Origin of the sequence: Aliikangiella coralliicola, assembly GCF_007004725.1 — a bacterium.
GTDB lineage: Bacteria > Pseudomonadota > Gammaproteobacteria > Enterobacterales > Kangiellaceae > Aliikangiella > Aliikangiella coralliicola.
Genome location: NZ_ML660165.1, coordinates 280,267 through 300,743 on the forward strand (window position 1 = coordinate 280,267; position 20,477 = coordinate 300,743).

The window sequence follows — 20,477 nt, forward strand, 5'->3', positions numbered from 1 at the left end:
TCGTGAATAACAAATTTCACCTGATTTTTTTTACTTTCAGTGCAATAATGAACTTACTATCCTGAAAAAATAACGATAACAATAAAAACTGGAGGTGAACTGATGAAATATTCTTCTCTGTTATTCTTTGGCCTGTTATTTGTTCTCAGTTGTGGTGGAGGCGGCTCTAGCACACCACCGCAAGGCACAGATGAACCTCCACCACTAGTTCTCGCTAATGTCCCCAATTATGTGCTAATTGATACCGATACTTTGCTCAACACAATCACAACTCGATTAACCCCTTTGACTATTACAGAGTTTTTTGAAGAGTCCTACAAAGTTCTGGTTGAACGCGACCATCAAAGCATTATCGCTGATGGAAGACTAGGTGAGTTTCAAATCGAGGCCCTTGAATTAAATAATATTGCTGATGACTTTGATATTCAAACAGTGGCTATAAAGGAAAGAATTCTCAACTTACTTCTCGCATATGATCGTTCACTTCTTTCTGATCCTGACAAACTTTCCTTCGACGTTTATAAAGCTTTCTTAGAGTTTGAGTTAGAGGAAGCGACCTATAGAAATTTTGGATACCCTGCTACTTATGGTTTCTTTGGTTGGCCAGGAAGCACAGAGTCATTTTTTACCGAAGTGATGCCAATTGCAAATAAGAGCGATGCTGAAAATTACCTGGCGCTCTTGAATCAAATTGGCCGGCGGTTTAAACAAATAGAAACATTGCTTGATACCAGGCAAGCAGCCGGCGTTGTTGAACCCTCCATCACTTTAAACTTCTCCAAAAGCCAGGTAGATGCTATGGCACAGAGCGCGGCAACAGCAACTTCCTACTACCAAACTTTTAATGAAAAAGTCGCGCAACTTAATGATGTTAGTAGCAGCGAGAGAAGCACAATGCTTGCCCTTCTGTTGGCAACAGTAGAGCAACGCGTACTTCCGGCATATCAGTCGCTATCTAATAAAATGGGGGCAGTACTTTCACAAGCACCGAGCAATATTGGTTTTGGTCAGTTCGAAGGTGGTGAAGACTTTTACAATTATCGATTACGCTATTTCACATCTTCAAATCTTACCGCCGATCAAATTCACCAACTTGGCCTTGACGAATTAGCGCGAATTCAAGCTGAAATGCGCGTCTTATTCGATCAACTCGGCTATCCTCAAAATGAAACTTTAGCTCAGCTTTTCGCTCGCGTTGATGCCGGCGCTGGAATCATCGCAGGCAATCAGGCAGTTGAGGTTTATGAACAGATTATCGCCGAAGCATACGCCGAGTTACCCAATATTTTTGAGCAGTTGCCACAACAAGAAGTCGTGGTAATTGGCGGAGAGAGCGGTGGATATTACATTGCGGGCGCCGATGATGGCAGTCGCCCTGGTGCATTTTACGCTTATACCGCGGGAGATATTCCTTATACAACGATGCCAACACTAGCCTACCACGAAGCGGTGCCGGGACATCACTTGCAAATTGCATTGGCTCAAGAACTAAATCTACCAACATTTCGCCGCAAAGAAAATTTCACCTCATTCGTTGAGGGCTGGGGATTATACGCAGAGCGTCTTGCCAAAGATCTCGGCTGGTACGAAAACGAAATCTATGCTGATTTGGGAAGATTACAATTTGAGGCAATGCGGGCATCTCGATTAGTACTTGATACTGGCATTCACAGTAAAGGTTGGAGCTACGCTCAGGCAGAAGCTTTCTCATTAGAAAAAGTAGGCATTCCGGGCTCAATTGCCCGCTATAGCGTATGGCCAGGTCAAGCAACAGCCTATACTACCGGTATGTTAAAAATTCTTGAATTACGCGAACTCGCCGAAACTCAACTTGGTAACCTATACGATATCAAGGAATTTCACAGCAAAGTAATCGGCAGCGGGTCAATGCCACTGAATCTATTAGAAGAAGTGATTAATAATTACATTGCCGAGAAACTCGCACCCGCTGGTAACTAAATAATTAAGCCAGATAACAAGGTCATACGCTCAAGAGTTTGACCTTTTAAAAATTATAATCAACAGAACTTCAGGATATTTTTCTGCAGAGCCTGATGATTTCACTGGCCTGTTTTTTTGATAATCCTGTTTCGCAAAACGCCTGCTCGGTGATCGCTTCACTTTTTTGCGAAAGTTCGCGACCTGCTTTAGTCAAAACGATATTTTTCTGACGTTCATTGTCAGCCAAATACTGACGTTGAATCAGTTGCTTTTGCTCCAATCGCTTTAACAGAGGTGTCATGGTTGCTTTGCTCAATCCAGCTCTCTCCGCCAGTCGACTGATGGATATGTTGTCTTCTTCCCACAAGGCCATCAACACAATGAATTGAGTATAAGTCAAACCTAGTGGCTCAAGAATAGGACGATAAATACTGGTCAACCGGTTCGACGCGGAATACAACGCAAAACACAATTGACTATCTAATTGAGCTGCTGCCAATCGATTGCCTCCTTTTAAAACAAACATAGATTTTGCCTATGAATGATTAAATATGCAATATTTAGTTGAAATATAGTTAGTACACGAATAGTATTTACACATACTACACCATAGCTGGAGAATTAACATGTATCGAAAAATTTTATGCCTGGGAGCTGTTTTACTGTTTAATGGAATTCTCGAAGCGCGTGCTGATAGCTCAGCAGTCGATACAGTCAACGCTTTTGAAAAGTTATTTGGTGTAACGGAAGGAAAGCGGCGCAATCATACGAAAGGATTCTGCTTCGAAGCAGTGCTAACGCCTGAAGATAAAGCAATTAAACGGTATTCAAATAGCGCACTATTTTTGAACGAATCAAAAGTAATCGGTCGACTGTCTCACAAAGGCGGTAACAACTCTGCTCGCGATGACAAACCGGCAGAATATGGTATGGGACTATCAATCTCGACGACTTCTGGCGAAGTGCACAATATGTCAATGAACACCTTGGACTTTTTCCCAGTATCAACCCCTGAGGCTTTCGCAGAATTGATGTACGCGAAAACTCAAGGCCCCGCAGCAGTAAAAGCATTCAAAATGAAAAACACCGATCTTCAACGCTTTAAAAAACACATGTCAAAAAAAGCACAAGTTTTAACGCCCTATGAAAACTCAACCTATAACAGTCTGAATAGTTTTTTTCTGGTAAACGCGAAAAGCGAGAAAACAGCGGTCAGGTGGTCTTTTGTACCTGCAGAACCACTCTCTTTTGTCGTTGATAAAAAACCTGATTTCTTTTTTGACAATATGCAGCAAAACCTGAAAAATCATTCAATTAGTTGGAACATGATTGTTACCATTGCAAACGAAAATGACGTTATCAACAATGCCGCTATTCAGTGGAGTGGAGATCACAAACAAATACTAGCAGCAAAACTGAAAGTGCTATCGATCAGCTCAGAGCGTGAAGGAAAATGCGACGCTATCAATTATGATCCCCTGGTGTTGTCCAAAGGGTTCGAAGCTTCAGCTGACCCACTATTACAAGCACGGCGTAACGCCTATGCCATATCCTTTGGAAGAAGAAGCGCAGAAAAATCAAAGCGAGGAAAATAATCAGGAAAACAAAGTAATAATATATATTTAAGAAAAATCTATAACCGTTTAATTTTCTACTAAATGCCTAGCCGCGTTAGCTCCCTTTCGTCAAAGGGGAGCCGCTAAAAATATTTGATCACTCCAGCCCAGCTCAGGATTGAAACGACCGTTCCGACCGCTCCAATAACCATCCTGGCAAAATGAACAGAATGTATCCCTGGTTGAATGACATTGACAGAGGGGTCGCCAGGTTTGTAGAACACCCAAAATGGTTGCATCGCTTTTACCAACTTTAGTTTTTCTTCGGCCTCTGATTTCTTAGTATAACTAGCGCTAAAATCATATTCAGTTCCCGAATAGTCCTGCTCTCCGACTCGAAACTGACAATGTATTTTCGGTGCATACCGTTTACTTCCGTTTGAGGTATGCCAAGTGAGTGAAGAACTAATTAATCTGGCTTCAGCCTTAGGCCATGTAGGACTATCTTTAGCCTCTTTGAGAGTAATCACTCCGGTAGCGAAAATAAAAAAACCAAGGATCGTTGCCATACACCAGGCTACCGAATCCAACCATTCGTATTCCGTAAAAAATGCAAGGGGAGCAACTAACATAAATATCAACAAAAATGATATTGAATAAACACTTCTACCGGTTACTATTTTCACAAAACTACTGGACATTTTCCTAATCCTCTAGTTATTAGCCAGCTTTTCTCTAAAATAGCGAATAACGTTATAGTCTCTTCGATTGACAGTCAATGTCGTCATTGGAGAACTTATTCATTGTAAATTCTTATAGTAACTAAACAGGAAATACTATTAACAATATAATTTAGTATGCAATGACTAGTTAATAGGCATTGATAGTATACTTACGTAACAATATGTGAATCACTATTCACATATTGTTCAGGTTTTGCTATATTGACGCTGCCGTAATCTGAGTAAGGTGATAAAATTTGACGGGGATTAAGAGCCAACAATCTCGTAGCCAAAAGACATTATCAAAATTGATAGATGCGTTTTATCAATTGCTACAAGATAAGTATTTTGAACAAATATCGATCAAAGAGATCACTTCGCTCGCTAATGTTGCTGTCGGTACCTTTTATCGACGAATTGAAAACAAAGAAGCCCTTCTACCCGCAGTTTACGAAAAATATCATGAAGACATGGCACAGTGGACAAACCGACATTTTTCTCCAACCTATTGGAGGGGAAAATCGGTCAAGGAATTATCGTTTAGTTTAGTGGCAGATATTTATCACTACTTTAAGTCGCGCCGCGGCATAATTAGGACATTGCACCTCTATTCTCGACTTAATCCAAATATTGTGTCTGCTCAACAAACTCAAGAACGCTTGGATCAATACAAAAACATAGAGCAGGTAATTGCTAATCTACTGGAGTACTCAGGCCATAAGCACCCTGAAAAAAAGGCGAATATGGTTAGTTTTTTAATTTTATCATGCATCATCGAACGTGTGCTCTATCCAGATATTACACCATCGTTAGGTTTATCTATGTCAGATAAACAGTTCACATCAGAATTATCAAATGTTGTATTTACGTATATCAATTAGTACCAAATTAAACATAAATAAACCTCTATCAATGCCGACCTAGTAAGGAAATTAAAATAATGTCTATTGCGAAAAATGTAGCGCTATCGATGATCATGTTTTCAAGTTTAATGTTTTCCCACCAAACGCTTTCAAAGTCAGAGTTATCAAGCCCAATACTTTCAGAGTCGAATCCTTCAAATTCAGAATTGGATCAATGTAACGATATAGAAAATGAAGTTCGCGTCAGCAATATTTGCACAAAAATAGAAACCTACAAAAGCAAAAAAATAACTCAATCACCTATCCTCGTGATCACGCTACATGGCGATGCGCCGTTTGGAAAGCCTTCATATCAATATCGATTCGCACAAAAAATTGCAAAGAACAGCGAGAATGTAATTAGTGTGGGAATGTTAAGACCAGGGTACACTGACGACTTTAACCGAACATCTGATGGTAAAAGAGGTCAAAGTGTCGGCGACAACTACGATGATAAAAGTGTGCAGCAGGTTGCTGACGCAATTGCGAGTTTAAAAGCTCGATATGAATCTGATAAAGTTTTCCTCATCGGTCATTCTGGTGGTGCTGCCATCGCTGCAAAACTAATCGCACTCAACCCACTATTGGTAAACCATGCATTTATCGTATCTTGTCCCTGTGACATCAAAGCGTGGCGAGCTGATATGTATGCAAAAAGCCAATACGATGGATTTAAAGGAGACCTGAAAATTTCTTCCCCAACCGATTTAGTCAGTAAAATTTCCAACGATTCTCAAATTTCGATTTATGTCGGCGACAAAGATGAAATCACGAAGCCCTATCTCTCCAAAAAGTATATGGCAGAATTAAAAAAATTTAATAAGAAAGCGATGCTAAAAGTTATCAAAGGAAATCACGAAATTCTTCAACACAGGCAAGTCATCGAATCAGTAATCAGTGCGACATTAAATTCAAGCCAAGAAAATGACTCAAAAACCTTATCCCCGAATAACTAATGATGGTGTTTTTGCTAAATAACGATACGTAGAAATGACATAATTTTTGAGACATTGGTGTGTGAGGAAGAGCAGTTAGCAATGAATACTTCTCCCTGTTTAAATAGTTTATTTTTCGCATTTTGAGATTGACTAGAAAATTAATCATGCGGCATTTATAGTATTACTGCAAACTAACTGATTTGGCATTTCACCTTTAAAAGGAAACCAATTAACAATGTCCACATTCAAACTCACTTATTTTGATATTGACGGCGGCCGTGCAGAACCCGCACGACTGGCAATGCATATCGGCGGCATCGATTTTGAAGACTATCGTTTTACTTTCGACCGATTTAATGAAGTTGTATCCACGACGCCGTTAAAGCAAGTACCCACTTTCGCCATAGATGGTAAGCAAATCACCCAGTGTAATGCCATTCTACGTTACCTGGGGAAAAAGGCAGATCTCTATCCCGCAGATGATATGCAAGCTCTATTGTGCGACGAAGTTCTAGAAGCAATGGAAGATATGACCCACAAACTGGTCGCCACTTTCGGCCTCGAGGAAGATGCATTAAAAAATGCTCGGGAAGCATTGGTAGAGGGGGCAATTAGCCATTACCTGAAGTGGGCGCAATCAAAACTAGAAGAACAAGGCGGCGAATATTTTATCGAAAACAAATTGACTGTCGCCGACTTAAAAGTATTCGTCTGGATCAGAGGTTTAAACTCAGGCCATCTCGATCATATACCGACGACACTGGTAGAAGAAGTCGCACCATTATTAAATGCTCACTGTGAAAGAGTCGCCGCGACACCTAAAATTGCTGATTATTATTCGTCGAGAGGATTATAGTCGAGAGGACCATAAAATTTAGGTGCCATTCGTTAGCTTTGCTGAAAACTCAACCAATGGCACTAACTTGTGTTAAAACATTGCCTAAAATCCCGGGAAAAATCGGCAAAAGTATTGCGGTAATACTTGACCAGTGCTTTTTTAAAATAGTACCGGGAGTCTCTGCGCCGTTAGCAGGCGCACTATCAGATTTATCCTTCGGCAAAACCTTGAACCGCCCCTGCAACCAAAGATAAGAAGAGAAATAACTGGCAGCCAGCAAAGTACTCGCAATAATACCAATAACCAAACTGAAAGACGGTGCTACATCAAACAAAACGTCTCGAATGTCCTTAACAAATAGCGTTGCAGAAAACCGATACATTTCTTCTGCTTGAGACACCCAAATCACAAATAACACCGCCCCGTTATACATCAGGTAAGTCATGAAGCGCATTTTTTCGTTAATATCACTGGTATTTTTAGCCGGCACTAATAGCAAACAGTTTGTAGCCAACAACGAAACCATAGCAATAATTCCTAGTGCCATATTGTATGAGGTTAAACGCACTAAGCCACTCGATACCTGGTAAATATTTTTAAGTATATGCTCCACCGGCATTAGCGGCTTTTCTGCAATCGCTATGGTATAAAAAAGAATTGAACTACAGGAAATTAAAATAGCAAAGAAAATGCCTCGCACAATGTAGCGCTCTGTAGTTGATAATTCCTTTGTTATTCTGACAATAATATAACCACAAAAAATAATCGTGATGAAAACCACCAGCCACATAAAATAACTGAGAGAAAACCATTTCAGTGCGGCTTTGACAATGTGATGAGTGCTTTGCAGTGAAACGTTGGGATAGCCTTCTAATGTCACCAGGTTAACAACTGGCCATACCGCATTTTCAAACTGCGTTAATCCATCCATCGCAGCCAGTATCAGTAATACACCGAAAACAGACAATAAAGGATAAAGACACCCTCTATATTGATACATTTTAACCTCGAAATTTATGTCGAATATATAGGTTATTTTTAAGATAAAAACTGGTTGTTTTAAACCGCATCAAATATCACCCTTATGTCAGCATCTGGGAGCTTGCGAATTAACTGGCTCTGGCTCACTTTGTTCTGGTTTAATCAGGTCTGTTGTTGAAGATTCTACCAGTTCTCTTTGTGAGCTGGATTCTGCCGGATAAACAATGATTGGTTCGGACTTAAGTTCAATGGTAATCCCATCAATTTCAATCGCCGCGGGGATCCACGCATAATTTTTTGCTAACCACAAAGTGCCGCCACCAACATCAGCTTTGCTAACAACTTTCAGTGTGTCTAGTTCCTTGAATTCAGTTTCATACTTCATCATTTTTTCAAAGTGAGCCTGTTGAGGATTGACTCGACCTTTTTCAATCACTTGATAATCGTGGGTAAACCCGACAGTTTGCGAACTTGCCAACTTCATCAGGTAAACTTGTGCTGAAAGTGGATCCCACAAAGTCGAATCGACATCATTTAACACACTTACTCGATCGAGCCCCCGAGTTGTGGTAATTGTTTTATTGTTCCAATCAAAAATAGTTTTAACATTATTTTTACTTTCTTTTGAATCAGTATGTAAATACTCAAGAGGAACAATCGAATCGCCTTCAATTTTTAACACACTACAATCATAAGTTTTATGCACCGAGAAAAAAAGAAGTGAGCCTTTTGCCTTTAACGAATATTTGATGTAATTATTACTTCTAACAAATTCGATTCTGGCTTCGCCATTTAAGACAGCATACTCACTGCCCTCATAGACACTTGTGAAGGATAATGGAAAAGAAGTTGCAGTCGACGCACTGACCGCTAACAAAACAGGAATATTAAGAAGACTTTCAACCATATCAATTTGAGATAATCCTTTTCTACATCATTTAAGTCACCAGACAAACTTAAATATAAAAGTCTTTTATTTCCCTCCTTGTCACTATTGTACTTTTAATCATAGCATGCAAGATATCACGACAATAACTAATTTGTTATCGGTTACCGAGATCTTGTTAATGGATTTTCTTACCCGTTAGTTCAAAGTTGCAAGATAATTCTTTCCCATACACAGGTTTTTATTCGCATTATTCGGAAAAGTAGCTGTTAGAATTTACTCTGAATATTGTAAAATGATAAAAAACAGATCGATAATTTATGGGACGCTAATAACAGTGGAGAACTTCTCATCCGGGCAAGCCTCCAGGCAAAAAGAGGGTCTTCAGTCTAACCTTCAGGGTCTTTTAAGAACGCTCTACAATAAACACTGGAAAGAATTGTGCCAGTATATCGCCGGTAAGTTTGGCACGCCTCCTGATCCGGAAGACGTGGTTCAATCAGCCTTTGAACGCTTCTCAAAGTTGGACCAGCCAGAAGCGGTAGAAAACCCTCGAGCATTTCTCTACAAAATGTCGCAAAACATTGTCATAGATTACCACAGAGCGGCAAAAACTCGTGAAAACCACGCCCAGCAAGTTATTTTCGAGAATAGCGAAAATAATCTGGACGACAACGATCCCTCAAACGTCTTAATAGTTAGAGAGAAACTAACTATTGTGACCAAGGTGATAGAACAACTTCCCAATACACAGCGTCAGCTAGTAATATTAAATCGATTTCATCAAATATCTTACGCCGAAATTTCACGGCGTACAGGCATGTCACAAACTGAAATCAAGCGCCAGGTCGCCAGTGCATTAGCTATGTGCAGCGAAGCTATTGAAAAACAGGAATCAGCTGGCAAGGGCTTTAAACAATGACAACAAATAATACCAACAAGACAGCCCAAATTCGGGAGCAAGCCAGCGACTGGTTCGTGCGGATGTCAGCTGACGATGTCGACAACAATGAGCGAAATCATTTTCAGCAATGGCTCGTCATTAACCCCGAGCATGAGCGTGCTTATCGCCGTATTGAGTCAGTCTCAAATGCAATTGCCGGAGATGACTTTGCTAATACCACTCTGGCCAGCACTAGTGTCGAACAAGCTTTCAAAGCGATACGTGACAATCAACCAACACAGCCGTTGAAGCGTGCCCGCTTTTGGCAACGAGCAGCAAATGATAGTCAGTTTTCTCCTGTCGCTTTAGTCGCCAGTATCCTGATAAGCGTTTCAATATTAGTACTCATGTACACTGCCGGTCCAACGACGCCAGATTCGTTACATTATCAAACTCAAGTTGCAGAGACTCGCGAGATTTCCCTTAAAGACGGTTCAATCATTTCTCTGGGCGCGGCATCCGGCATTACCGTTAGCCTGCGAGAGGAGATTCGTCAGGTGGTTTTAACCAAAGGAGAGGCATATTTTAACATTGCAAAAGACCAAAACAGGCCCTTTGATGTTACTGCAGGAAATACGGCAGTGCGTGTCTTAGGCACTCAGTTTAATGTGCGCCGCAATCTTAAAACAGTCAATATTGCAGTCGCAGAAGGACTCGTTCAGGTGACCCATCAGTCTAAAAATTCTTCCGAAACCAAAACGCAACTATCCCAGGGACAAGCTGTTACCAGCGATAGCAAGAATGGATTATCGGCAGTATCCCAGGTATCTGCGGAAAATATTGATAGCTGGAGAAATGGACGATTAGTATTTGAAGACGTTCCTCTTAGCCAAGTAGTAGAAGAAATTAAGCGCTACTATAAAGGAAACATAATGATTAGTTCTCCGGCTGTTGGCGAATTGCGCGTTACCGCCACATTTAAGGTTGATCAAATTGAGTCGATGCTTTTTAATATTGCCGCCGGGCTTTCAATCGAAATCGTTAAGTATAGTTCTGGTATCTTTTTATCCGAAAAAGTTAAGAAGCCAGACGTGAAAAATGAAAAGTCGACAACAAAAAATAATCACTCAGAAAGCGACTGAGGCTCATGTTCAATTAACAAAAAAACGATTAGAGGCCTCGGCTTTTGCAGTTCCAAAATTCAGGCCGTATTTATTTCTTACAACGCTCTGGCTGATTTTCAGTCTTTTTATCTCCAACACTGCAACGGCTAAATCACAAATACATACCATTCGCCTGAACGCACAACCTCTATCAAAAGCCCTGTTTGCGCTCTCAGAACAAACCGATATCGCGATTTTCGCATCCGCGGACTTATTGAAAGGGCTTCAATCAAGTGCTATTAACGGGAACATGACTGTAGAACAGGCACTTAAAAAATTACTCAGTGGATCGTCCCTGGTGTTTGAGAAAGTTCGCGATGGTTATGTAATAACCGCTGAGAAAAGCGAGACTTCAAAACCAGACATTGACACGTCAATTGCGACCAATAAACCTGATGTAAAAAAAATGACCATAATCGGTACTCGTCTGGCGAATCGCCAATCATTGTCAACAAAGCAAGATTCGACAAGAATTATGGATGCTTTGACAGCAGATGACATCGGCGAGCTGCCCGATATTAATGCCGCAGATTCCTTCAGACGAATTACCGGTTTGAACACATTAAACGACTCTGACGAAGGACAATTTGTTGTCGTACGTGGAATTTCTCCAGGGATGAACTTCGTCACGCTCGACGGCATGGCAATCGCAAGCGACCACAGCGACACCCGTGGTATAAACCTGGAAACCATGCCCGCTTCAGCGGTTGCCAGCCTGGAAGTTTATAAGAATGTCTCGCCTGATCTTGAAGCGAATAGCACAGGCGGCAACATGAACATGACGAGTTACAGCGCGTTCGAAAGAAAAGATGATTTTTTACAAATCGATTTTAACCTGGCGAAATATTCTCTGGATGATGTACCAGATAATGATGATGGATTGAGCGGCGATTTTAAAATCGACTACAGTACGACTCTCGGTGAAAATAATCAATATGGTTTGGTTTTAGCTGGAGTTTATAGCAAGAAAAAGCGAGACGAAAAAAAGTGGGATCCCCGTTTTCGTTATATCAAAAATACCGGCGGAGCAGATTCTGCTTTTCGACAACGATTTAACACAGCGCAATACACTAACACATGGAATCGGCAGGGCGGCACAATTAAGCTGGAATTTTCTCCTGGCTTTCACTTACACGCCTATTTGCAATCGTATTTTTATAAACTGACTGAAAAGGAAGACCGCGACATTTGGAACATTACTAATGAGGCAGGTGACAATGTAATATTTAATGCATCAGGCACCGCATCAACACCACGCGCCCGGGGAGAAGTAAACTACACTTTTCGCCCAACCTATCGACAACTTAGCGGCAATCACTTTCATTTCGATTTTGACTTTGATCGACAACACGAAATATCGTTCGATATTGCACAAAGTAAGGGTGGCTTCAAACGTCCACAGCATGAAGTGGTATGGAGAACCAACACTGATAACGAAGCGCTGGAAGCTTTGGCCTACACTTACCAGGAGAATAGTGACTTTCCAGATTGGTCTTTTTCCAACGCATCATTTGCAGAAAACACGGATAATTACTTTTTCGATGTATTCAAAGATAAATTCACACAAGTTGAAAACCGAGTCACCGACATTAAGGCCGATTATAATTTCAATGCCTCAAGCTTATCCAGCGGATTAGGCGTTAAAATAGGTGTAAGACATCGCCGCAATAAGCTTAAGAATAATAGTCAGCAAAGCAATGTTTTCTGGCAAGGAGCCGCTTCTCTTTCATTAACTGCTTTTTCGGAGTTGAACCATTTTACTCCACCGCATTTCGACAATATCATGCCTTTTCAAAATGAAGTTTCTTTTTTCTCATTTTATAACGCAACTCCAGATAGTTTCGGTACGATTGCCGAAGATGTCGCCTACTTCAATCAACGCGATGACTTCTATCATCGTGAAACCATATCCAGTGGTTATGGACTCACTCAATACAACGCTGACAATTGGCAAATAATCAGTGGCGTTCGTTACGAATCAACCGACAATTATAGCCAAGGTGTACTTAGAAACCTCGACTCGCTCACTGTCAGTTCAAATGACTATAAAAGTAGTTCGAGTGATTGGCTACCATCAATCAGCGCTCGCTATCATGTGAACGACTACCTGAGAATACAGGCGGCATGGGGGCGTTCACTAGGTAGGCCTGAGCTAAGCGATATTAATGCCATTGAATCAATTAAAACTGGCGAAAATGAACAGATAATCACCCGCAAAAACACGACATTAAAACCGAGCCTAAGCGACAACTACGACCTGTCATTCGAATACTACTTTGACGATGACAACTTATTTTCTGTCGCACTTTTTAAAAAGGACATCAAGCGCTTCCCGCTTTTTGAACAAACTCAAACAAGCAACCCGCAAACGAATGTCACGACTATTATTAATGAAACAACCAATCATGCCAGCGCTAATATCAAGGGAATAGAGGTCAGTTTGATAAAAAACAATTTTGACTTTTTGCCTTCCGCCTTCGACGGTCTCGGATTAGCGGGGAATGCTACCTGGACTAAAGCAAAACTAAATTATCTAGATCTCCAGGGAAATTGGTCAAGCATCAATCACCTCTCCCATCAGCCAGATTTTATGGCAAACCTGATTGTTTTTTATAACTTTTGGAATGAGCTAGCCGAACTTCGTTTAGGCTACAACTACACCGATCACTACTCTGATCAAGTGATAACTGACAAATCCTTAAGAGAAGAAGATATCTGGAAACCTTTTGAACAAATAGACACCCAACTTCGTGTTGATATCTCACAGCAACTGACGCTGAAATTTAAGGTTAGAAATTTAATGAATCGCACCCGAAAACGAGCTACCGGCTTGCATCAAGAGCTACTCGAACATGAGGTAATATTCGGCCGCTCCGTCTGGCTTGGATTAACCTACTCCTACTAAGCAGACTTAATCGAGATAGCTAACTTTTATTAAATATTCTTTCAAATGATAAAGCGTCATATGAAGCAAATAATTTATGCACAGCTTCCATGGTACGCGAATCGCATTATCAATCAGTTTTGCGACTAGACGACTTAATACTAACCTTGTAAGCCCCTTTATTATTTCGATAAAATCCTCTCACATCATTGAGGTAAACATAAAGTTTTCCGCTGACTTTTTTGTTTGGAAAAAGATTTTGTAAGCAAAGCGAAAACTCTCCCTTTCCGGCCTGTATCCATAATTTGCCCATATCAATTTTTTTTCCATCGACTTCGCCAATCAGACTAAACAGATTCGCGCCGGGCATGCGACTAAATCGCTTTGCAACTTTATGAAAAGTTGATTTCTCCGCCAGTGCTTTCGCATTCCACCCACTAAAGTCACATAGAATATCTTTGTCAAACAAATCACTTTCTATTTCAAGCGAAACATTGTAGGTAGTCTGATAGTCGAGCACATATCCAGTGTCAGTTTTCTTATTTTTTGCGTCAAATAAAATGTCACCGCCATTAATAATTCTTGTAAAATGTTCAGCCTTAAAGCCTTTGTTAAAACCATTCACAAAGTTATCAATATCGATCTGCCTTTTCGAAGGCTGCTGAGTAAATATTTGAATAATATTTTGCGGTCGATACTTTTCCAGTCTCGAATATCTGGCTTTATTATTGTTGACTTCAAGCGGATGATTGAGCATTCTTTGAATAGCTGTGTCATGAATTTCCAGTCCTGAATTTTGGTATTCAGGATCTGAAGTTAGATAGATTTCGCGCCTCCCCTTTCTGAAAAGCACACCATCTTTGATCACATAACCAAGGGTCTTCGACTCAATTAATTTATCTTGTGGGTAGCCCCGATAAAATGCCAGGAATGACTTATCAAATTTAAGGCCGAGCTGCAGCTCTTCAATTTCTTTAACCATCCAGCGTAAAGTAATATTGGCGAGGCCATCGTTCACATAGCCGCCACCGATATTCGAATGAACACCGGCAAACCAACGCTGTTTTAAATCTTGCTGAGAAGTTGCCGGTGCCTTCCAGATCGCCGGTAAAAAATCAGATCTTTTTTCGTCAATAGCCAGCGCGTGCCGAACGTGCCTGATACAATTTGCAGGCATATCTTCCAGATGAAACTTTCGATGAGAAACTTTTAACACTCGGCCTCCCAATGAAAGTACCGTATCCCATACACCTAAAAACGAGATTTCAACCTGGTTAAAATGATTAAGTTGTTGATTAAATTTGGCTAACTTCTGATTAATTAGCTGTTTGGCAACTTGAAATTCACTTGGGTCTCCCATGTGATCAACATAATGCCGGAGAAATTCAGGAATAAAAAAAGCATCGCTTTTAAGCGGAATTCCGTCCATCCATTCAATAAAATTTGATAAGGCCCTGGCTGTCGCGGCACCACGACTGAAACCACAAATATAAACCTGATCGCCAGGTTGGTAGTTATTAACCAGAAAAGTAATCGCGTCTTCAATATTGCTCTCAAACCCAGCTCCCCAGCCACCACCTAACACTTTATCGGAGTAATGCAATAACGCATTGTAAGGCCCGGGGAATTTCGACATGGACCCAACCCCAGTGTCGTAATAGACAATCTGTTCAATTCCGTCAACAGAGTCGTGGGGTAAAACAGCTCTGGCAAACTTGAGTACGTTTGAGGGCTTTATTACTTTGCTGCCGTCAGTTCGCTCGCTTTCTGCGTAAGTGTTGTTCCAGGTGCCATCAAGGCAAAGTACAATTCGCCGAATTGCCATGGCCGACATTCCTTCTTTTAAGTTGTTATTTTTATCGGTGCTTTTATTCGGGCGTGTTGCCCTATAATTTATTGACTAGCGCTCGGTTTACGAAACACCAAAGTCATGCGAGTTGACTCTCCGATCGCCTTCAGCTTTTCTTTCAGCTCAGGATTATCTCTACTCGTGGCAAAAGACGGAGACAGTCGCCAAACGACATCTTTTTCCGTTGGCTGATCGTTAGGATTAATATTGATATCACTGGAAGCGACATAATCAAATCCAGCTTTCTCCATTTGCGCAACAACAAAGGCTTTCTTCAAATACCCCTTGGCTCCACTAGCCCATTCATCGGAAGCATCGGGTGACGCCATATGCTGCACCACACCAACAATTCCGCCGGGTTTTAGCACACGATAAGCTTCGCTCAGAGCTGCAGTCAAATAGCCGCCGTCGTGCTCAAATCTGGCCAGGTTGTGCAACGCGCGAATAAAAAGCACCGCGTCGGCACTGCCATTCATGGAATCGGGCATTGAGCTAAATTGAAACGCACTGATGCTTGCGCTTGCTTCATCGCGCCAACCTTCAGCTTCAACAGGCCAGTCCTTTACCCAGGTCTTCTTAGATTCAATGACTTCATCGCTGAAAAAGCCGAACTTTGGAAACATGTCCGCCGCATAATCGGCGCCAATCAATCGCCCTTCGGCCCCCAGGTAAGGTAGTAAAATTTTGCTATACCAACCTCTGCCCGGCAACGCTTCAACCACAGTCATGCCCGGCTGAATTCCAATAAACGTGAGCGTTTCCTGAGGATGGCGGTGAGCGTACCTTGCTTTAACATTTTCAGCTCCTTTGGCCAAAATGCTTGCCAGTTTTTCACTGGACCGCGCTTTGCTCGTTTCATCTGTATTGTCCTTCGACGGCTGCTCTGTTTGTGTGGATGCTTTATCATTTGATTTATTTTCCGACGTCTTTGCCCCATCAGGCGCATTATCACAACTGGTAATTGATACAGCCAAAATACTGACAAGAAGAATCGCGAGTGATCTTTTCATGGGTTTCACCTTTTTATTGTCTATTTTATAATCAATATATTATTCTACAATCGAGCTTAAATACAACTCTACTGCCCCGGGCAACCCTAGAGTAAAGTTTTTCGCGCATACTCAACAATCATCTTAGAGGCTTGTTTAAATATCCCTTTCTCAAGCACCCAGGAATGCCAATACAAAGTATCCACCTGGTTTTTCCGAGGCGCAATTTTAACTAGCTCACCAGAAGCTAACTCTTGCTGAATCTGAATTTCTGGGATCAAAGTATACGCCAAACTTTTCTTTGCCATATTCACAAATGCTTCGGATGACCGAACAGAGTGACAAGGGTAGCTATCAACCGGCAGGCCAAAGTGCTTTTCAATAAATTGTTGGTGCATTAAATCAAACCGATCAAAACTCGCCCCCGGCGCATTACGCACACTATCAACGTTAACACCCTTAGGAAAATAATGTTGCTTAAATTCTGGCGTGGCAACAAGCACATATTTTAGCCGTCCGAGCTTTTCGGTCTTAAAACCCGGCGTTGGATTAGGGTTAGTCGATACAGCGCCAAACGCCTCTCCAGACTTTAATCTCTCGACAGTGCGAGTTTCCCCGCTAATCAAAATATTTAATTCTATCGCAGAAAACTTAATCAATGGTGCCAGCGCATCGAAGAACCAGATAGCTAAGCTGTCAGCATTAACAGCTAAAGATAACTTGATCGGCGCTTGTCGAAGTTCCGGTCTGATTTTCGGGAGTAATTCTTGTTCAAGGATTTCAACCTGTTTAAAATGATTAATGAGTTGTTTACCCATTGAGGTAAGACTCAACGGTTTTCCCCTGATAATCACTGGATGGCCGACATATTCTTCTAAAAGCCTAATCCGCTGAGACACAGCCGACTGCGAAATGCAAAGCACTTTTGCAGCTCGCTCAAAACTTTGATAACCCATTACCACATCAAGTGCTCTAAGAAGTTTGTAGTCCAGTTCCATAAATAACTCCCCTTCACTAACAAGCATACCCACTAACAAACATACTCACCGACAAACCTATCCACCAAAAAACCTTCAGCCTTAAATTCAACATCAAGGGTGTGCATTAAAACTAAACAAGTCAATCATAAGAAAAACTAATACTAGTTAAGAAACATTAATTTAACTTAATAATAGTTTTTCAATAAACTGCTTGTCAAAAGTTAATTATTAAATGAGTTAAACAATGACAATTTACCCTGCTATTCAAGGCTTTTTTCTCGGTGCGAGTATGATCATTCCGATCGGTGCACAAAATGCGTTTGTCTTAAATCAAGGCATTAAAAGAAACTACCATCTGGTTGCAGCCACTATTTGTATGCTGTGTGATTTTGGCTTAATCCTTATCGGCGTTTATGGCGGTGGAAAACTGTTAGCAAGTAATGATTTTTTACTAACCCTGATCACCTGGGCGGGCATATTATTCTTAGTTGTTTACGGTGGTCTGTCTTTTAAAAATATTTTTAAACCGCAAATGGTAGATTCCACTGTAACTACAACCAAAAAATCACTCAAAATGGTGATACTGGCGACACTTGCCGTCACCTTGCTAAATCCGCACGTTTATCTGGATACAGTGGTAATATTAGGTAGCGTTGGGGGGCAATTTAAAGGCGACGCTCAATTGATATTTGTCCTGGGTTGCTTGCTCGCCTCACTCGTATGGTTTTACAGTTTATCCATTGCAGCTGCGAAGCTATCACTGACCCTGTCAAAACCAAAAACCCGAAAGTTCATCGATTTTACCGTTGGTTTAATTATGTGGACAATAGCCCTTGGTCTTTTGTTAAACTGGACTAACAATTTATCCTAAATAGGAAACTATTAAGTCAGTCAAACTATTCCGCTACGTACTCTAGAGCTTTTCCGATTTGACGAACTATTTCGATAGACTCTTTTTCTTGGGTTAAGGTATTGATTTCCTTCCACAAAGCTTCTATCGCGCCAGGATGTTCATAAGTTAGATGACAAATAGAATGAAACTTGTCAACCCGGCTGAACAGAGACTGCTGGCCGATTATTTCAGGCTTAGACTTCAATTGGTTGACGAGTATATTTACATCGGTACATGATGATAAATCATCCATCTTTTGGATTACAGGCATATCCAATTCCCCAATAATTTCAAAGTGAGATGCAAGCCTACTATTTTTTATCTCATAGATAAAGTGACACGATAACTAATAACAATTAGCGATTAAAGCATAGGTCGGTGATAAGCTTTGCTAACTCATGCCAAAGCGTTATATTCTTTAACCTGAAATAATCAGCCGCATGGGGAAAGATGTACAAACTCTTGATTCACCTGATTAATTTAAATTTAACTAACCGGAAAATGGGAGAATGTTATCAAACACCTCACAAATCTATTAATCGGCTTTGTTGCTTTAAGTCACATAGGTATTTTGGTTCTGGAAATGTTTTTCTGGGATCACCCTATCGGCCGAAAAATTTTCTCCATGTCGCCAGAAGTATCAGCATCCTCAGCAGTACTCGCAATGAATCAGGGGTTGTACAATGGCTTTTTGGCCGCAGGATTAATCTGGGGCATGTGGACCGCTCAACGTCAGGTTAAAGTGTTCTTTTTAACTTGCGTTATTGTTGCGGGTTTATTCGGCGGACTCACCGCTAAAGCCAGTATCATTCTAACTCAGGCGACTCCTGCACTGATCGCTTTGATTTGTTTGCTATGGGTTGAACGTAATTCTAATTCCAATAGCAGATTGACGAAAGACGAATAAACAAGAGACCTTTTACCAAATTAGCGCTCGACAAATGATATTGAGCTAGTGCCAGGTAATCGTTCGACTAATTGATTGTCCATTAATTTTGACGGTGTAAAAGCACCGCCATTGACCTGGTTGTTAATCAGAAATTTCGCCACTTCGACTGCCCCCAGATAAGTCAGCTCATATCCGTTAGCAGTTTTAAAAGTTGCAGAAATTACCTTTCCAGCTGAATTTTTCACTTCCCCCCAAAGAAAAGTTTCTGCATTTGCACGTTGTTCGCTATTTGGACCTTTGGTCGTTTTTTCGATTTTGTTTTTCATTAGTTTTTGGACGAAAGACAACCCAAGCAATCCACGAATCCAATTAAGCCGAGCCATTCTTTTTGCCCCGCGCGGAGAAATTGGTATGTAGACTTCAATATTGGGAATACCCGTTGAATGATAAGCAGTTGAAACATCTCCCCAGGGAATGGTCACAGCGTTCTTTTTACCATTTCCAAAATCAATTTCTCGAGTTTTATATGCCAGGGGAACTTGAATAATTTGACCATTTTTTCGAACTTTACCGCCAACCCCTAATCCTTCCACTGAGGTCTTAGCCGTGCCAGGGCTCATACCACTCGCCGAATCGAACCCCAGCGCTAAATGGGTCGCATCAGGCATTTTCTGTTTTAACTGACTCGCCAGGCAATCTGTAGGAATCACATCAAAACCAACACCGGGACAAAGAACCACACCCGCATCAATCGCCTGCTGGTTTAAACTCTGCGCCAGCTCAAAGACACTAATTTCACCGGTAATATCAGTGTAATGTGTACCACTTTTTAAACAGGCTAACATCATTGAATGAGCGGTAGCAGAGAAAGGTCCGGCACAATGAATAACGACCGCGACATCTTTTAAGTTAGTCGCGATTTGTTCGACAGAATCCAAACTAAACCCCCTTGCCGGTAATCCCTTAACTTCGGCCAGATTGGCAATCGCTTCTTTTTTACGTCCTGCAAGAATTGGTTTGAACCCGCAATTGATCGCCTCGTCAACAATCAATTTTCCGGTATACCCGTTAGCACCATAAATTAAAATTTGTGTTTGAGAATTTTTCATTGGTTTATTGTTCTAGTTCGCCGATTTATTCGACACTTAGACTAACACATCTGAAAAATGCTTAAACCTAAATTA

General features: G+C 41.1%; 19 protein-coding genes. 10 read left to right on the forward strand and 9 right to left on the reverse strand.

The annotated features are described in order from the left end of the window. The first annotated feature begins 102 nt into the window (after positions 1 to 102). Entirely contained in the window at positions 103 to 1,959 is a 1,857-nt protein-coding gene (locus tag FLL46_RS14525; protein ID WP_142894594.1) for a DUF885 domain-containing protein, read from the forward strand. Positions 1,960 to 2,029: 70 nt separating this feature from the next. Here the strand turns inward: FLL46_RS14525 and FLL46_RS14530 are convergent, their stop codons facing one another. Next, the gene (locus tag FLL46_RS14530) at positions 2,030 to 2,467 is read right to left on the reverse strand and encodes a MarR family winged helix-turn-helix transcriptional regulator (RefSeq protein WP_210418713.1); all 438 of its coding nucleotides are present in this window, start codon (positions 2,465 to 2,467) and stop codon (positions 2,030 to 2,032) included. Between the two features lie 100 nt (positions 2,468 to 2,567). On the opposite strand from FLL46_RS14530, the gene FLL46_RS14535 reads away from it, so the two are divergent. Continuing rightward, a complete protein-coding gene (locus FLL46_RS14535) occupies positions 2,568 to 3,536 on the forward strand; it encodes a catalase (protein WP_142894596.1) in 969 nt (322 codons plus the stop codon). Between the two features lie 104 nt (positions 3,537 to 3,640). On the opposite strand, the gene FLL46_RS14540 is transcribed toward FLL46_RS14535, so the two are convergent. Continuing rightward, entirely contained in the window at positions 3,641 to 4,198 is a 558-nt protein-coding gene (locus FLL46_RS14540) for a DUF3592 domain-containing protein (protein WP_142894601.1), read from the reverse strand. 278 nt (positions 4,199 to 4,476) lie between these two features. On the opposite strand from FLL46_RS14540, the gene FLL46_RS14545 reads away from it, so the two are divergent. From FLL46_RS14545 to FLL46_RS14555, 3 genes are all read left to right on the forward strand, one after another. Beyond that, on the forward strand, positions 4,477 to 5,100 hold the full coding sequence (locus FLL46_RS14545) for a TetR/AcrR family transcriptional regulator (RefSeq protein WP_142894603.1): 624 nt from the start codon (positions 4,477 to 4,479) through the stop codon (positions 5,098 to 5,100). Between the two features lie 59 nt (positions 5,101 to 5,159). Further along, on the forward strand, positions 5,160 to 6,077 hold the full coding sequence (locus FLL46_RS14550; protein ID WP_142894605.1) for an alpha/beta hydrolase family protein: 918 nt from the start codon (positions 5,160 to 5,162) through the stop codon (positions 6,075 to 6,077). Positions 6,078 to 6,294: 217 nt separating this feature from the next. Next, a complete protein-coding gene (locus FLL46_RS14555; protein WP_142894607.1) occupies positions 6,295 to 6,915 on the forward strand; it encodes a glutathione S-transferase in 621 nt (206 codons plus the stop codon). Positions 6,916 to 6,964: 49 nt separating this feature from the next. On the opposite strand, the gene FLL46_RS14560 is transcribed toward FLL46_RS14555, so the two are convergent. Together FLL46_RS14560 and FLL46_RS14565 are read right to left on the reverse strand one after the other, a co-directional pair. Next, entirely contained in the window at positions 6,965 to 7,897 is a 933-nt protein-coding gene (locus FLL46_RS14560) for a hypothetical protein (RefSeq protein WP_142894609.1), read from the reverse strand. A gap of 87 nt (positions 7,898 to 7,984) precedes the next feature. Then, positions 7,985 to 8,785 (reverse strand): DUF3108 domain-containing protein, encoded by an 801-nt coding sequence (locus FLL46_RS14565; protein WP_142894611.1) that lies wholly within the window; start codon positions 8,783 to 8,785, stop codon positions 7,985 to 7,987. A 274-nt stretch (positions 8,786 to 9,059) separates the two neighbouring features. Here FLL46_RS14565 and FLL46_RS14570 point away from each other — a divergent pair, with 274 nt between their 5' ends. From FLL46_RS14570 to FLL46_RS14580, 3 genes are read left to right on the forward strand one after another with little or no spacing between them, the layout of a single operon-like run. After that, positions 9,060 to 9,686, forward strand: coding sequence for an RNA polymerase sigma factor (locus tag FLL46_RS14570; protein WP_142894613.1), 627 nt, complete (start codon positions 9,060 to 9,062; stop codon positions 9,684 to 9,686). Then, on the forward strand, positions 9,683 to 10,789 hold the full coding sequence (locus FLL46_RS14575; RefSeq protein WP_142894615.1) for a FecR family protein: 1,107 nt from the start codon (positions 9,683 to 9,685) through the stop codon (positions 10,787 to 10,789). The genes FLL46_RS14570 and FLL46_RS14575 overlap by 4 nt, the downstream gene beginning before the upstream one ends. After that, positions 10,746 to 13,715 carry a TonB-dependent receptor gene (locus FLL46_RS14580; protein ID WP_142931973.1) on the forward strand — a complete coding sequence of 990 codons (2,970 nt, stop codon included), beginning with the start codon at positions 10,746 to 10,748 and terminating at the stop codon, positions 13,713 to 13,715. The genes FLL46_RS14575 and FLL46_RS14580 overlap by 44 nt, the downstream gene beginning before the upstream one ends. Positions 13,716 to 13,824: 109 nt before the next feature. Here the strand turns inward: FLL46_RS14580 and FLL46_RS14585 are convergent, their stop codons facing one another. From FLL46_RS14585 to FLL46_RS14595, 3 genes are all read right to left on the reverse strand, one after another. After that, positions 13,825 to 15,519 (reverse strand): DUF2235 domain-containing protein, encoded by a 1,695-nt coding sequence (locus FLL46_RS14585; RefSeq protein ID WP_168204171.1) that lies wholly within the window; start codon positions 15,517 to 15,519, stop codon positions 13,825 to 13,827. 68 nt (positions 15,520 to 15,587) lie between these two features. Beyond that, a complete protein-coding gene (locus FLL46_RS14590) occupies positions 15,588 to 16,553 on the reverse strand; it encodes a class I SAM-dependent methyltransferase (protein WP_142931976.1) in 966 nt (321 codons plus the stop codon). Positions 16,554 to 16,639: 86 nt separating this feature from the next. Continuing rightward, positions 16,640 to 17,530 carry a LysR family transcriptional regulator ArgP gene (locus FLL46_RS14595; protein WP_210418714.1) on the reverse strand — a complete coding sequence of 297 codons (891 nt, stop codon included), beginning with the start codon at positions 17,528 to 17,530 and terminating at the stop codon, positions 16,640 to 16,642. Positions 17,531 to 17,756: 226 nt separating this feature from the next. Here FLL46_RS14595 and FLL46_RS14600 point away from each other — a divergent pair, with 226 nt between their 5' ends. Then, the gene (locus FLL46_RS14600) at positions 17,757 to 18,383 is read left to right on the forward strand and encodes a LysE/ArgO family amino acid transporter (RefSeq protein ID WP_142931978.1); all 627 of its coding nucleotides are present in this window, start codon (positions 17,757 to 17,759) and stop codon (positions 18,381 to 18,383) included. 25 nt (positions 18,384 to 18,408) lie between these two features. On the opposite strand, the gene FLL46_RS14605 is transcribed toward FLL46_RS14600, so the two are convergent. After that, positions 18,409 to 18,675 carry a hypothetical protein gene (locus tag FLL46_RS14605; protein WP_142931980.1) on the reverse strand — a complete coding sequence of 89 codons (267 nt, stop codon included), beginning with the start codon at positions 18,673 to 18,675 and terminating at the stop codon, positions 18,409 to 18,411. A gap of 267 nt (positions 18,676 to 18,942) precedes the next feature. Here FLL46_RS14605 and FLL46_RS14610 point away from each other — a divergent pair, with 267 nt between their 5' ends. After that, positions 18,943 to 19,311 (forward strand): DUF1304 domain-containing protein, encoded by a 369-nt coding sequence (locus tag FLL46_RS14610; RefSeq protein WP_281281972.1) that lies wholly within the window; start codon positions 18,943 to 18,945, stop codon positions 19,309 to 19,311. 20 nt (positions 19,312 to 19,331) lie between these two features. Here the strand turns inward: FLL46_RS14610 and FLL46_RS14615 are convergent, their stop codons facing one another. Further along, a complete protein-coding gene (locus FLL46_RS14615; RefSeq protein ID WP_142931984.1) occupies positions 19,332 to 20,402 on the reverse strand; it encodes a saccharopine dehydrogenase family protein in 1,071 nt (356 codons plus the stop codon). Between the last annotated feature and the right edge of the window lie 75 nt (positions 20,403 to 20,477).